Raw genomic sequence first — 13,461 nt, 5'->3', positions numbered from 1 at the left:
TTAGCCATCTAGAAGTCTATTACTTAGTTGCAACAATACCTCACGACATGACTATTTTAACTGTCTGCCGCCATCTACCGCATAACTGCGACCTGTAACATAATGGCTGCCCAGTAGGTAGTCGACCAAAGAAATGATTTCATCATTACCGGCTTCTTTAGGCAACATCGCTTTAGCCAGTGCTTTGGCTTTGTAGGCATCATCGTCATCTTGGTTAAATAAAATCATAGCAGGCGCAATGGAGTTAACTTTAACGTGCGGGGCTAACAAGCTCGCAAACGACAGACTCATGTTGTGAAGTGCGGCTTTGCTGGCGGCGTAGGCAATATGCTTTTTACTGCCTTTTTCGGCTACAAAGTCGGTAAGATGAATAATGTTACTGGCACCAATGCTATCGTCATTGGTTTTGGCGGCACTGATCAGCAATGGTGCTAACGCTAGGTTGATTTGATACGGCGCAGATACATGAATTTGCATCATCCGCATCATAGTCTCGCTCGGGCTTAAGCCATTGTTGTCGGGCAACCAGTCTGACGCATTATGAATAATGGTATCGAGGCGATCATGATGCTCATTGATATGCTCAATCAATGCATCGATTGCCACAGGATTAGTTAAGTCGCATGAATGTAAACTCGCCCCCAACTTTCCCAGCTGTTCAATACTGTCGTAGTGGGTGCGATAGGTACCAATGACCTGATGACCTTGGGCCAAATAATATTTAGCCAGGGCATAGCCAATGCGTTTACCTACGCCAGTGATCAGTATTGTACGTTCCATAATGCTCTCTTTATTTTAGCTCTGATACATTGAACTTTTATCATAAGCAAATTAGATGGTTATCTCAAAGAAAATGATCAATTGATGACTAAAAGTCATCTTAATGCCTAATGGTGACAAGTTATAGCTTGGTCATAAAAAAAATGACTTCAGTTACTTGAGGTAATTGAAGTCATTAGCCATTATTGATAACGGTTTATATCCTAAACGGAGGTCATTCCTAAGCTAAAAACTCAGCTCTTGTCGCTGGGTTGGCTTTAAAGCAGCCGCCAAGCGCTGTGGTTTGGGTGCTTGATGAGGTGTCCATTATGCCGCGTGATTTTACGCAGTAATGGGTGGCATTAATGCTCACTGCGACATCGTCGGTTTCCAGTAAGGTTTGCAGCGCCACTAAAATTTGCTGGGTTAGGCGTTCTTGCACTTGTGGTCTTTGAGCAAAAAATCGCACGATACGGTTAATTTTCGATAATCCAATAATATTGTCTTTTGGTATGTAGGCGACTTTGGCGAGCCCATCAATGGTAATAAAGTGATGTTCGCACGTGCTGACCACACTGATATCGCGGATCTTAACCATTTCTTCGACACCCATTTTATTCTTAATTTGGGTGATTTTAGGAAAATTAGCGTAATCGAGACCAGAAAAAATCTCGTTAACATACATTTTAGCAATGCGGTGCGGCGTTTCAGCCAAGCTGTCGTCGCTAAGATCGAGCCCTAACGTTGACACCACTTCAGTCATTAAGCCTTTAATGCGTTCATACTTTTGCTCACTGGTCATCTGGCTTGGTGCCAGTGGTGTTTCAAGTCCATGTGTGACTAGAGCTTGTTGAACTTTCAATGCTTCAGCAGACAACTCTGCGCGGGTTATGTCATTAATCATCATAATAATAACATCCTTAAATAATGGGTTAAGTTAGCTGTGATACTCTAAAGACAACGACACTGAATCGGCGAATCGCAATGCATGAGGTTTATCAATGGTGACTCTGGCTATGGTAACGGCTGGGTGTTCACGACAAATTTCTAATACGTCGGCAACCAGTTTTTCCAGTAATAAAAACCTACCCTCTTCAACATGCTGAATCACTTTTTTGGTGATGACCTTATAGTTTAGCGCATCGGCAACGTTATCGGTTTGAAACGATCGATCGGCTGGATAATGGATCTCAATATTGATCACCACATCTTGCTGCTTTTCGCGCTCGTCTTGGTTAAAACCAATAAAAGTACGTAAGCGTAAATTGGTGACCTTAATAATGGCTTGGCTTAATGGCATTATTGAGCCCTTGTGGTGTGTTTTGATTAGATACGCCAAGGTTGAATAAAAAGATCATAAACAGTCGTTTCGATCAGCAGCCCTATCTGGATAAAATTTCGATTGCTGTAAATGTAAACTGGCTAGGCTTGTGGTGCGTACAATACTCAATATACACATTTTGAATAATGAGGTTAATAATGGAACTGACTATTTTTTATGACGGCACTTGCCCGCTTTGCCTCAATGAAATGCAGCAATTAAAGCGCTACGACAGTTTAAACCGCATTGGCCTTGAAGATATTAATGCCGATGATATTAAGCTGCGCTTCCCTGATTTAGATGTGGTGCGCGCTAATACTGTTTTACATGGACTTCAAGCGGATGGCAGCTGGCTTTATGGCTTAGATGTTACCGCCAAAGCATGGGGGATGATGGGTAAGCACCGTTGGATAAAACTGTTGCGCATGCCTGTTATCAAACCCATAGCCGATGTGGCTTATTTGGCCTTTGCTCGTAATCGCTACCGAGTATCTTACCTACTCACGGGTCAAAAGCGTTGTAGTAACGGCACTTGTAACATCAAATAAGGGCAAGCGGCATGAGCGATCCAACTTCAGCAGAAACCTTAATTGTTATTGGTGCCTCATCGGCCATTGCCCGAGCGTTTATCAACCAAGCTGTAGTGGATCAAGGCCAAGAGGTACCGTTAAGTATCATTTCGATTAGCCGTCAGTCGGCACTGACGTTAGCCGAACACCCAGCCAACATAGTGCACCACCATTTTAGCTGTGATTATCAGCAAGCTTCTATTATTGAGTGTGTTAACAACATCAGTTTAGTTGCCGGTAAAGTCACTCGTGTGGTGATGTGCAATGGTATTTTGCATTCCAAAACGCCGCTATCGCCAACTGAACAACCCAAAAACTCAAACCTGATGCCAGAAAAACGCATTGAAGACATTAACAGTGATGCATTGCAGCAATTGTTTTATGCCAACAGTATTGTGCCCATGCTGTGGCTAAGCGCACTGACAGCGTTATTGTCGCAAGCAAACCATAACGTAGCCGCTGACAAAAAGTGCGTGATCAGTATTTTAAGCGCCAGAGTTGGCAGCATTTCAGATAATCGTTTAGGCGGCTGGTACGGCTATCGCGCCTCGAAAGCGGCATTAAACATGTTGATCAAAACCACTGCCGTAGAATATGCAAGGCGACTGAAACGAGTCAAGCTCGTCGCATTTCATCCCGGCACCACTGACACGCCATTATCAAAACCGTTTCAGGCCAATGTGCCAGCAGGCAAGTTATTCACCCCAGAATTTGTCGCCAGCCAGTTAACGGCGATCATGGCTGAAATACAGCCTAACGGCGAAGCCAGTTATCTTGATTGGCAAGGCAAAGAGATAAATTGGTGATGATGAATGAAGATGCTAGATGCTAGATGCTAGATGCTAGATGCTAGATGCCAGATGCTAGATGCTAGATGCTAGGCATTATAAATAAAAAAACGCGAAGCATTGGCTTCGCGTTTTTAGTACATTGATTTGTTAATTACTTAACAAATTCAACGCCTAATTTGATATCACCTTTAAGGGTGTCTAACATTGCATCACGAGCGTTAGCTTCAAATGCACTAATTTCACCGTAAGGTAATACTTTTTCTACGCCGTTTTTGCCAAGAAGGATTGGCTGGGCGAAGAATGTAGCGTGCTCACTGCCGCCGTCAATATAGGCACATTCAACGATGTTGGCTTCGCCTTGAAGACCGCGTACCAATGATAAACCAAAACGACAAGCTGCTTGGCCCATTGATAATGTTGCGCTACCACCACCGGCTTTAGCTTCAACAACTTCAGTACCCGCGTTTTGAATGCGAGTGGTCATTGCTGCCACTTCTTTGTCAGTGAACGTCACGCCTTCAACCTGAGAAAGTAAAGGCAGAATAGTCACGCCGCTGTGTCCGCCAATAACGTTCACTTTAACGTCAGCAACGTTTAAGCCTTTAAGCTCTGCGATGAAGGTTTCACTGCGGATAACGTCAAGAGTGGTGATACCAAATAAACGGTTTTTGTCGTAAACACCAGCATTTTTCAATACTTCAGCAGCAATCGCAACCGTTGTGTTAACTGGGTTAGTAATAATACCCACTAAGGCTTTAGGACAAGTTAGCGCCACTTTTTCCATTAGGTTACGCACGATCCCAGCGTTGATATTGAATAGATCTGAACGATCCATACCAGGCTTACGCGCAATACCCGCAGACATTAAGACTACGTCAGCATCCAATAATGCAGGTGTTGGATCTTCACCAGCAAAACCTTTTACTTCTACGTCGGTTGGGATGTGACTTAAGTCAACCGCAACACCAGGAGTAACAGGAGCGATGTCATACAGAGACAACTTTGAGCCCGCAGGCAGTTGAGTTTTTAACAGTAAAGCTAGAGCCTGGCCGATACCACCAGCAGCACCCAATACAGCAACTTTCATAATTATCTCCATCAATTTATGCAGTTTGTGACATTGATCTACATTGTCGTGGCGTCACATTACTGCATCGTCACAGTAATTTCAATTATACGTTAGTGGACAGTCATAAATAAGTAAGCGCTAATCCACAGTTTAATTGGGGGAAACGGACATCTTGCTCCAATTTATACCTAAAAATATCATAAAATCGCTCCAAAGAAGGATTATTATTGATCATTTTCAGGCACATCTTGTCAATCTAATGATGTTCAATATCGACTAGCTACAACAGAAACATGTTCGATTACCTCGCTCAAATAGCGGCTATAACTGCATATGAACCTCTTGTGTTGTTTGTTTTACTGTTTTAACGTTATGAGCAAACCGCTCATTTGTACTGGTTTAATGACATTAGCGCTACCATGAACGCAGGCGCTATATACCATAAAATAAGAGAATTAGCGTACACTTAGGCTGCCACTGGCAGCATTAACTTATTCACCTACGCTGCCATCACTAACTGATACGATGCAGTTGTAATTGCCCTTTTAATGTGAGAATTCGATGATAATAAGAATAGGCCAACAGGCCGACCAGCAAGCGTTAGTTCAATTTAATCAAGCCATGGCAATGGAAACAGAGAACCTTGCATTAGATGCCAAGCAGTTAACCCGCGGTGTTGAAGGGTTGCTGACCCACCCTGAACGTGGGGTATATTTAGTCGCTGAAGTTGACGGTGAAATTGCCGGCTCACTCATGGTGACCTACGAGTGGAGTGATTGGCGCGCAAATAACTATTACTGGATCCAAAGTGTGTATATACGCCCACACAATCGTCGCCAAGGGATTTATGGCAAACTTTATCAAGCAGTAAAAGACTTAGCCGCAGACAATGGCGGTACTGCGAGCTTCCGTTTATATGTTGAGCATGATAATAAAATAGCCCAACAAACCTATGAATCCTTAGGTATGGAACAGAGCCATTATTTAATGTACGAAGAAAATACCAAGCAATCGTAAGTGATCATAAGTGGTATACAAAAAGCCGGAACAATCCGGCTTTTTTGTGGTTATTTTTCAAGGAATCTAAGGCGTTCAAGGGAGAGTTGCGACAATAACTAGCCTGTGCGCAACGCAAGAATTTTACTGATATCCAGTGGCGCGCTAAATTGGCTGAACCCTTTGTGCTGTTGATCAATCGCATGGATCGACATTCTGTCTGCCAATTCATTACCTTCAATCCCAATATGGGCAGCGACATGTTGCAGCACCAAATCCGCTTTCATTGCTTCATATAGCGCATGAGCCGGTTTGATGATCTCAAGGTTGGCTATTTCACCGCTTTTTCGAGTCCAGTTTTTAGCTTTCCAACCGTATGCCCACTCACAGACACATTTAATCGAGTACTGGGAGTCGCTCATGATTTGCACGGTTTCGCCCGCGTCTAGGACTTTTTTAGCCACCAATAATGCCTGATGCAGCGCGTTGAGCTCGGCGGTGTTATTGGTGCCATTAGGATTAAACAATCCAAACCATAACTCGCTTAACTCGCCTTTACGGTATATCGCCATCCCCGACCCGGCTTTACCAGGATTAGGTTCACAACCGCCGTCGGTATAAATCACCACATCAAATTGGCTTAATACTGCTTGATTAGCGCCAAGGCTTTTGGTTGATGTGCTAGCCCCAGCAGGCTTTACGGTTGATGAACGGCTTGTCGTCTTGGCTGAGGTACTTTTGCCGATACTGCTTGCAGGAGATTGAGCAAATGCCGCTTTAGCTTCCGCTTCTGTGGCAAAGGATTTGTATTTGGCTTGCGGATATTTATCAACTGAGCGCTTAGTGACATCCCAGCTGGTAAAAATGCCGGTTTCTCGTCCTGCCCATACTACATAAAACTTCTTTGCCATGATTAATTCTTACTTCAACAATGCTAGCGTCACGAATAACGTGATTGCATCATGCCATGATTAAACCTGGCTTTAAAACAAAAAACCATCTAGATCATTACAGTTGCAGTTAACTTGAGCTGCTTGATAAAATAAAAGCCTATTGGGGCTTGCGTTAGTTAAGGGTCAGTGGGCCATTAATATCATGATAATTGACACTGCCTGAGCCAGAATTGACTATGGTTAACCCATTGGTGTTAGCAACCTCAATGCCGCCGGAGCCATCTTTAATCGCAACGATACCCTGCACTTGGTTAACCTTGATAGAGCCTGACCCATCTTCAATACTGACATCGCCAATAACATGGTTAATGCGAATAGATCCCGAACCATCTTGCACATCGATCGCCCCTGACGCTTGATCAATATCAACAGATCCTGAACCATCAACTAATACCAATTTGCCAATGTGGTTCATCACAATACTGCCCGAACCGTCGGTTAACTCGATATCTGCACTGACGTCATCAACTTGGATAGAGCCTGAACCGTCGTTAATGTCTAGGGCTAAGGTTGACGGTACTTTGACCAATAGATCGATAAAGGGGGACTCACCTAATAAATGCTCAGTGTGTATTTCTGATAACAAATAGGCTTTATCACCTTTACGGGTCAAACTGAGTTTAATGTTAATGTCATCTTGATCTAATGACTGGGTATAGATGTCAGCATGTATCACCACTTCAGTTAAGCCTTGTACGCCGATAATCGTTAACTTACCTGCACCCGTATTGGCAACTAACTGCGTTAATGATCCAGCATCAAGATTCAATTGCTGCTGTACCAAGTTAAGATCTGTCTGAGTTTGCGCAGAGGTTTGTGATGACGAAAACACCGACTCAGCTTCGCCTTGTGACGCACCGAACAGCGTCGCCCCTAAAATAAGCCCGACGGTGACACTAATGGTTGCGATACGAATAGACATATGAGTAATTCCCTTTATGAAGATATAAATAAGCTTAGCTCACTACACCAATGTTATTAACATGAGTTAACGCTTGTTGGTAAGCGTTAGCGGCAATTAACAATGATTTAGCAGGTTTTATACCAACTCTACAAAGTCTTTATTTACAGTAACTTAAACTTAATCGTCATTAAAAAAAGTGGTTCATTAAACCAAAAAGAACTAAAATATCATACAATGTGGTTAACTTTACCACTGTGATTGTCACGGTTAACTCAAACAAAAAAGAAAAATAGCCCTATGCCAACATCTCCAGCGATATCGCAAACGTTAACTATCATTGTGGGTTCAACCAACCCGGTTAAAATAAGTGCAGCACAACACGCCATTGGACAATATTTCCCTGATGTTCAAATCCATTGTCGCGGCATGCATGCGCCATCATTAGTGGCAGAGCAACCCATGAGCGAAGCAGAAACTAAACTGGGGGCCATTAACCGCGCCAAGTTTTGCCAAGCCAATGCAAAAACGGCAAATCAACAGGCTGACTTTTATGTGGCGATGGAAGGCGGTGTAGATCCTTTTGAGCACGGCCCCGCCACTTTTGCTTATATGGCCATTATCCATAACGACACATTATCTGTCGGTCGCAGCGCCAACTTACCGCTACCGCAAACCATTTTTAACGCTTTACAAGCAGGTGAAGAACTGGGCAAAGTGATGGACAGAGTCTTTAACACCAACAACATTAAACAAAAAGGTGGCGCGATTGGTTTGCTCACCCAAGGTTTAGCCAGCCGTGAAAGCATTTATACCCAAGCATTAGTGCTGGCAATGGCTCCTTTTATCAATGCGGAATTATTTAATGACTAGACCAACCACAATGCCATTCACCTTAGACAACGGGGCAATAATCCGCCCACTACAAGCTCAAGACAATGCTGCATTGGCGACGATGATCCGTGAAGTGTCAGCAGAATATGGCTTAACTGCGGATAGAGGGTTTAGCGTTGCCGATAAGACGCTTGACTGTTTAAGTGAGGTATATCAAGCGCAAGGCTCACAATACTGGGTAATAGAATACCAAGGCAAAGTCGTTGGCGGCGCAGGTGTTGCCCCATTACCAGCCAATGATGGTGTGTGTGAATTACAGAAAATGTATTTTGCTAACACAATACGTGGCCAAGGTTTGGCGAAAAGATTATCGGCACTATGTGTTGAGTATGCCAAACAGCAAGGCTACCAGTCGATGTACCTCGAAACCACCGCTATATTAGTTGAAGCACTGGCCTTATATGAAAAATTAGGTTTCGTTCGATGCCAGCATTTAGGTGAAACAGGTCACGACGCCTGTGAAATCGCCATGACAAAAACACTGTAATAACGCTAAATAGGCATTAAACAAACGTATTTGCACGTTTTTTGCTCACTCTTTCTTTGTACTGTCTTATAGCGCTTTGCAAGGATGCAAAAGCTTGCTAGCCTCAGATCAAGCACATTCCATAGGAGGATGATAATGGAATACCAACGTATCGCGCATTCTAGCCTTGAGGTCAGTAAAATTTGCCTCGGCACCATGACTTGGGGTGAACAAAATTCCCAAGCCGAAGCTTTTGCTCAACTCGATTATGCTATTGGTCAAGGCGTTAACTTTATTGATACCGCTGAAATGTACCCTGTGCCACCCAAAGCTGAAACTCAGGGCGACACCGAACGAATTTTAGGTAACTACCTCAAAGCCCAAGGCAACCGCGATAATTTAGTTATTGCGACTAAAATCGCCGCGCCTGGTGGTAAAGGTGATTACATACGCAGCGATATGGCGCTCGATTGGCGTAATATCCATCAAGCCGTTGACGACTCATTATCACGCTTACAAATCGACACTATCGATTTGTATCAAGTGCATTGGCCCGATAGAAACACCAACTTTTTCGGCGAAATGATGTATGAGCATGACGACGAAGAACATTACACCCCTATTTTAGACACCCTTGAAGCCTTAGCCGAAATTATTAAACAAGGTAAAGTGCGTTATATCGGTATTTCTAATGAAACCCCTTGGGGATTTATGAAATACCTAAAATTAGCCGAACAGCACGATTTGCCGCGCATTATTAGCGTGCAAAATCCGTACAACTTGCTTAATCGCAGCTACGAAATCGCCATGTCTGAAATCAGCTATCGTGAAGATGTGCCGTTATTAGCTTATTCGCCGTTAGCCTTTGGCGCGTTAACCGGTAAATATGAAAATAATCAGTGGCCAGAAGGCGCACGCTTAACCGTATTTAAACGCTTTGCCCGCTATAACAGTACGCCAATGGCCCTTGAAGCAACTCAGGCTTATATCGATTTAGCCCGTGAGTTTAGTTTATCTCCGACCGAAATGGCCTTAGCGTTTGTTAATAGCCGCAAATTCGTCGCCTCTAACATTATTGGCGCCACTGATTTACATCAGCTAAAACAAAATATCGACAGCCACAAAGTCAGTTTATCTGCCGAGCTGATGCTAAGAATTAATCAATTGTCGGCGCTATATCGTTTTCCTTGTCCCTAGGCAAATGACATAACCGCTTAACAAATACGCTAATTGCCACAAACCCTTGCAATGGGCATCAAGATCAATGAAGATCTTGATGCCTTTTCTTTTCAGTATAGAAACCCTTATTTTATGAAGCCTGCATCGTCAACACCGTCTGCCGTTTTATTTGATCATCAAGCGATACGCGATCAATTTCCAGCGCTAAAACAGACCATTGGCGATTATCCTTTGTGCTACTTAGACACCGCAGCGACCAGCCAAAAGCCACAAGCTGTGATTGACGCAATGACCGAGTACTACCAACTCAATAATGCCAATGTGCACCGAGCGGCCCATCAACTGTCAGCCCGGGCGACTCAGCAATATGAAGCGGTTCGTCAACAAGTGGCTGAATTTATAAATGCCCAACGTCAAGACGAGATTATTTTTACCCATGGCACCACTGAATCGATCAATATGGTGGCCTATGGACTCACCTCGCAACTCAAACCCAATGATGTCATCCTAGTTGATACCGCGGCTCACCACGCCAATATTGTGCCTTGGCAAGAACTGGCAAAACGTACTGGCGCGGTGATAACCCCCATCCCACTGACAGCAGACGCGCAACTGGATATGGCGGCTTTTGACCGATTATTAACGCTTAAGCCTAAAATGGTTGCCATATGTCATGTGTCAAATGCATTAGGGACAGTCAATTGCGTCGAAGAACTGGTTGCAAAAGCCAAAGCCGTTGGCGCGTTAACCTTAGTGGACGGTGCCCAGGCCATAGCCCATTTAGCCGTTGATGTGCAAAAAATTGATTGTGACTTTTATGTGTTTTCAGGCCATAAAATGTACGGGCCAACAGGCGTGGGAATTTTATATGGTCGATATCAACAATTAGACCAATTAACGCCAATGCTCACTGGCGGCGAGATGATCAAAACCGTCAGTTTTGCGTATACTGAATATGGGCCATTACCTAATCGCCTTGAAGCTGGCACCCCCGCTATCGCAGAAGTTATTGGTCTCGGGGCTGCTATCCGTTTTTTACAACAATTGCCCCGCGAGCAATTATGGGTCCACGAACAACAATTGATCCAGTATTTACAACAGCAGTTGCAACAGCTTGGCGATATTGAATTGTATGGCATTGCCAACGACAAAAACGCGACCAATATTGCTGCGGTGGCCTTTAATATTAAGGGTGAACACCACCAAGATGTGGGAATTTTACTGGATCAACAAGCGATTGCTGTACGCTGTGGTCATCACTGTGCCATGCCATTAATGGCTAGCCTTAATTTAGGCGGGTGTTGCCGTGCATCGATTGGCATCTATACTAATAAGCAAGATGTTGATCAATTTATTCATGCACTTAATGCCGTAAAAGAGTTATTGTTATAGTTCCAAAGCACAACACGATGATCCAAATGCATTTTTTATCTACCGCTGAGGTTAATTGAATTACCATGTTAAACCCAAGCGCCACACCTTCACCGCTGTTATTTTTGCCTTTATCGGATGAGTTAATTGAAGCGGTTAACCTCATTGAACAAGCCAATAACTGGCAAGATAAGTATCGCCAGATTATGCTACTCGGTAAGTTAATACCGCCATTGGCTGCAGAATTTAAGCACGCGGATGCACAAGTAAAAGGCTGCGAAAGCCAAGCATGGCTCTATCATCACCGCTTAAATGGGCAACATTTTTATCTAGCCGATAGTGATGCTCGTATTGTAAAAGGCTTAATTGGATTATTACTGGCCAACTGCCAAGGTAAAACCACTGAGCAAATACACCAATTTGATGTGAAACAGTATTTTGACCGCCTTGGATTAAGTGGCCAACTAAGTCCATCTCGTACCAATGGTTTAACTGCGTTAGCGCAAGCCATCGTTGCCTATACACATGATGTTAGTACCTGAAACACTGTCCAACACTAAGGAATAATAATGACTCAAAAAGTCTGTAACCAAGCTCGCCGTCATATCTTAAAAGGCCTTGGAGCAGCCACATTATTAAGCCCTTTAAGCTCGCTTCCAGCATGGGCAGTTGAATCACGTCGTTTGTACATCGATGGTTTATCGTTTTTACCCACCGACATCAATGATGTTAAAGCCTCAAAGCTCGATGCCTTTATTGCCGATATTTCAGCGATTGATAAGATTGAGCAAGCTGATGGCACCATAAATTATAAACGCACTTATCAAGCCTGCATCAATAGTATTAAGCAAGCGGCTAACTCGGTCATTGCCAATCCAGACGTGTATCTGCAAGGGCAAACGGGGGCAGACATTAACAAGGCAAGAGCACAGCAACAAACTGCGGTATTTTTTCAAATTCAAGGCGCCGACTGTGTGGAAGATGACGGAGCAAACAATGAGTGGCCACTGTTAGACAGTTTGCATCAGCAGGGTTTACGCGTGCTGCAGCTAACCCACCATTATGGTAATCGCTATGCGGGTGGCGCATTAGATAATAACGGCTTAAAGAGTTTAAATCCCCCGTTAACCACCGCAGGGCAATCACTAATAGAAGAGTTAAATCGTAAAAATATCCTGATCGATGTGAGTCACTCCAGCGCCCAAACAGCCCTTGATACAGCAAAAGCCAGTCGGTCTCCTATTGTGCAAAGCCATGGTGCTGCGCGCGCTATTGTAAACAATGCCCGTTGCTCACCCGATGAAGTGATCCGCGCTATTGGCGATAGCGGCGGCGTATTTGGGGTATTTATGATGAGCTTTTGGCTGACTAACAAGCCGACACCCACAATTGAAGACTACATCAGGCAACTCGGTTATATTGCCAAAGTGGGCGGTGTCAATAGCGTTGCGATAGCCAATGACTTTCCACTTCGTGGTCAAGAAAACCTATTAGCGTTAGATAACAATAACAGCGAAGGCATAAAAGAATACCTTCCATGGTGGCACCGATTAGAAGAACAGAATGTATTAGGTTTTGACGTTGAGCCCAAGCATGTCGTTATTCCTGAGTTCAACAGCATCGACCGCATGAGCCGTATTGACGACGCCTTGAAAAAAGCTCGTTTCAAATCCACCGATCGCGATCGTTTTATGGGTAAAAACTGGCAGCGAGTGCTCAAGCAGGTATTGGTATAAATCTAATATTAAGTTACTTAAAAGCTGAACATTAAGCTCAGCTTTTAAGTGATTGATTCTAAAATTGATAACCACTACATCAAATTTAGATTACCATTTATATACAATACTAAAGCAGATCATTCTGATATTTATAAAAAATACTATTTTCAACAATATTTTTTATCTCTGCATTTAACTCTTTATCTGTTGGTTTACGATTTAATGCATCTTGCTGGTCAAAATAGTTAAATAATTCAATCCGAGTATTTGAAGCTCTCTTCTGGCAAAAACGCTCCGACTCTACCCAAATCGTTGGACTGCCTCGAGCTGGAGAATCATACCAATAACAATGCGTATAACCATTTATTCTGAGGTGTGAATCAAGCCAAAAACCATATGTTAACGCCAGTCTAAAAGCGCCACTATTTGCCGAATTTAACGATAAGCAGATCTTTCCTCATCAAAAAAATCATT

At 43.5% G+C, this 13,461-nt stretch carries 15 protein-coding genes; 9 read left to right on the top strand and 6 right to left on the bottom strand.

Going from position 1 to position 13,461, the window contains the following annotated elements; translation table 11 throughout:
- Positions 1–51: 51 nt before the first annotated feature.
- The 3 genes from folM to folX form a co-directional block, all read right to left on the bottom strand.
- Complete coding sequence (folM, locus tag AAEZ02_RS17730; RefSeq protein ID WP_124013520.1) at positions 52–780, bottom strand: dihydromonapterin reductase; 729 nt, start codon at positions 778–780, stop codon at positions 52–54.
- A 220-nt stretch (positions 781–1,000) separates the two neighbouring features.
- Positions 1,001–1,666, bottom strand: coding sequence for a GTP cyclohydrolase I FolE (folE, locus tag AAEZ02_RS17725; RefSeq protein WP_418896013.1), 666 nt, complete (start codon positions 1,664–1,666; stop codon positions 1,001–1,003).
- A 30-nt stretch (positions 1,667–1,696) separates the two neighbouring features.
- A complete protein-coding gene (gene folX, locus AAEZ02_RS17720) occupies positions 1,697–2,059 on the bottom strand; it encodes a dihydroneopterin triphosphate 2'-epimerase (protein WP_101032779.1) in 363 nt (120 codons plus the stop codon).
- Positions 2,060–2,238: 179 nt separating this feature from the next.
- Between folX and AAEZ02_RS17715 the strand changes: the two genes are divergently transcribed.
- Complete coding sequence (locus AAEZ02_RS17715) at positions 2,239–2,628, top strand: thiol-disulfide oxidoreductase DCC family protein (protein ID WP_101032780.1); 390 nt, start codon at positions 2,239–2,241, stop codon at positions 2,626–2,628.
- 11 nt (positions 2,629–2,639) lie between these two features.
- Positions 2,640–3,455: an SDR family NAD(P)-dependent oxidoreductase gene (locus AAEZ02_RS17710; RefSeq protein ID WP_124013519.1), complete on the top strand. Its 816-nt coding sequence runs from the start codon at positions 2,640–2,642 to the stop codon at positions 3,453–3,455.
- A gap of 136 nt (positions 3,456–3,591) precedes the next feature.
- Here the strand turns inward: AAEZ02_RS17710 and mdh are convergent, their stop codons facing one another.
- Positions 3,592–4,527 (bottom strand): malate dehydrogenase, encoded by a 936-nt coding sequence (gene mdh, locus AAEZ02_RS17705; RefSeq protein ID WP_124013518.1) that lies wholly within the window; start codon positions 4,525–4,527, stop codon positions 3,592–3,594.
- Positions 4,528–5,070: 543 nt separating this feature from the next.
- Here mdh and AAEZ02_RS17700 point away from each other — a divergent pair.
- Positions 5,071–5,526, top strand: a complete 456-nt coding sequence (locus AAEZ02_RS17700; RefSeq protein WP_124013517.1) for a GNAT family N-acetyltransferase — start codon at positions 5,071–5,073, stop codon at positions 5,524–5,526.
- Positions 5,527–5,624: 98 nt separating this feature from the next.
- On the opposite strand, the gene AAEZ02_RS17695 is transcribed toward AAEZ02_RS17700, so the two are convergent.
- Both AAEZ02_RS17695 and AAEZ02_RS17690 read right to left on the bottom strand, forming a co-directional pair.
- Positions 5,625–6,416 carry a ribonuclease H family protein gene (locus AAEZ02_RS17695; RefSeq protein ID WP_101032785.1) on the bottom strand — a complete coding sequence of 264 codons (792 nt, stop codon included), beginning with the start codon at positions 6,414–6,416 and terminating at the stop codon, positions 5,625–5,627.
- Between the two features lie 154 nt (positions 6,417–6,570).
- Positions 6,571–7,380 carry a DUF4097 family beta strand repeat-containing protein gene (locus AAEZ02_RS17690; RefSeq protein ID WP_101032786.1) on the bottom strand — a complete coding sequence of 270 codons (810 nt, stop codon included), beginning with the start codon at positions 7,378–7,380 and terminating at the stop codon, positions 6,571–6,573.
- Between the two features lie 279 nt (positions 7,381–7,659).
- Between AAEZ02_RS17690 and yjjX the strand changes: the two genes are divergently transcribed.
- The 6 genes from yjjX (at position 7,660) to AAEZ02_RS17660 (ending at position 13,005) form a co-directional block, all read left to right on the top strand.
- A complete protein-coding gene (yjjX, locus tag AAEZ02_RS17685) occupies positions 7,660–8,232 on the top strand; it encodes an inosine/xanthosine triphosphatase (protein WP_124013516.1) in 573 nt (190 codons plus the stop codon).
- A complete protein-coding gene (locus AAEZ02_RS17680; protein WP_124013515.1) occupies positions 8,225–8,740 on the top strand; it encodes a GNAT family N-acetyltransferase in 516 nt (171 codons plus the stop codon). The genes yjjX and AAEZ02_RS17680 overlap by 8 nt, the downstream gene beginning before the upstream one ends.
- 135 nt (positions 8,741–8,875) lie before the next feature.
- On the top strand, positions 8,876–9,916 hold the full coding sequence (locus AAEZ02_RS17675) for an NADP(H)-dependent aldo-keto reductase (protein ID WP_101032789.1): 1,041 nt from the start codon (positions 8,876–8,878) through the stop codon (positions 9,914–9,916).
- Between the two features lie 114 nt (positions 9,917–10,030).
- Positions 10,031–11,290 carry a cysteine desulfurase gene (locus AAEZ02_RS17670; protein WP_351124243.1) on the top strand — a complete coding sequence of 420 codons (1,260 nt, stop codon included), beginning with the start codon at positions 10,031–10,033 and terminating at the stop codon, positions 11,288–11,290.
- Between the two features lie 65 nt (positions 11,291–11,355).
- Positions 11,356–11,811 carry a SufE family protein gene (locus AAEZ02_RS17665; protein WP_351076623.1) on the top strand — a complete coding sequence of 152 codons (456 nt, stop codon included), beginning with the start codon at positions 11,356–11,358 and terminating at the stop codon, positions 11,809–11,811.
- Between the two features lie 27 nt (positions 11,812–11,838).
- Positions 11,839–13,005, top strand: a complete 1,167-nt coding sequence (locus tag AAEZ02_RS17660; protein ID WP_351124240.1) for a membrane dipeptidase — start codon at positions 11,839–11,841, stop codon at positions 13,003–13,005.
- The last annotated feature ends 456 nt before the right edge of the window (positions 13,006–13,461 follow it).

The organism is Shewanella sp. T24-MNA-CIBAN-0130 (assembly GCF_040310185.1).
Taxonomy (GTDB): domain Bacteria; phylum Pseudomonadota; class Gammaproteobacteria; order Enterobacterales; family Shewanellaceae; genus Shewanella; species Shewanella psychromarinicola.
The sequence above is the reverse complement of the archived record's forward strand: the minus strand, read 5'-3'. Positions and strand labels throughout refer to the sequence as shown.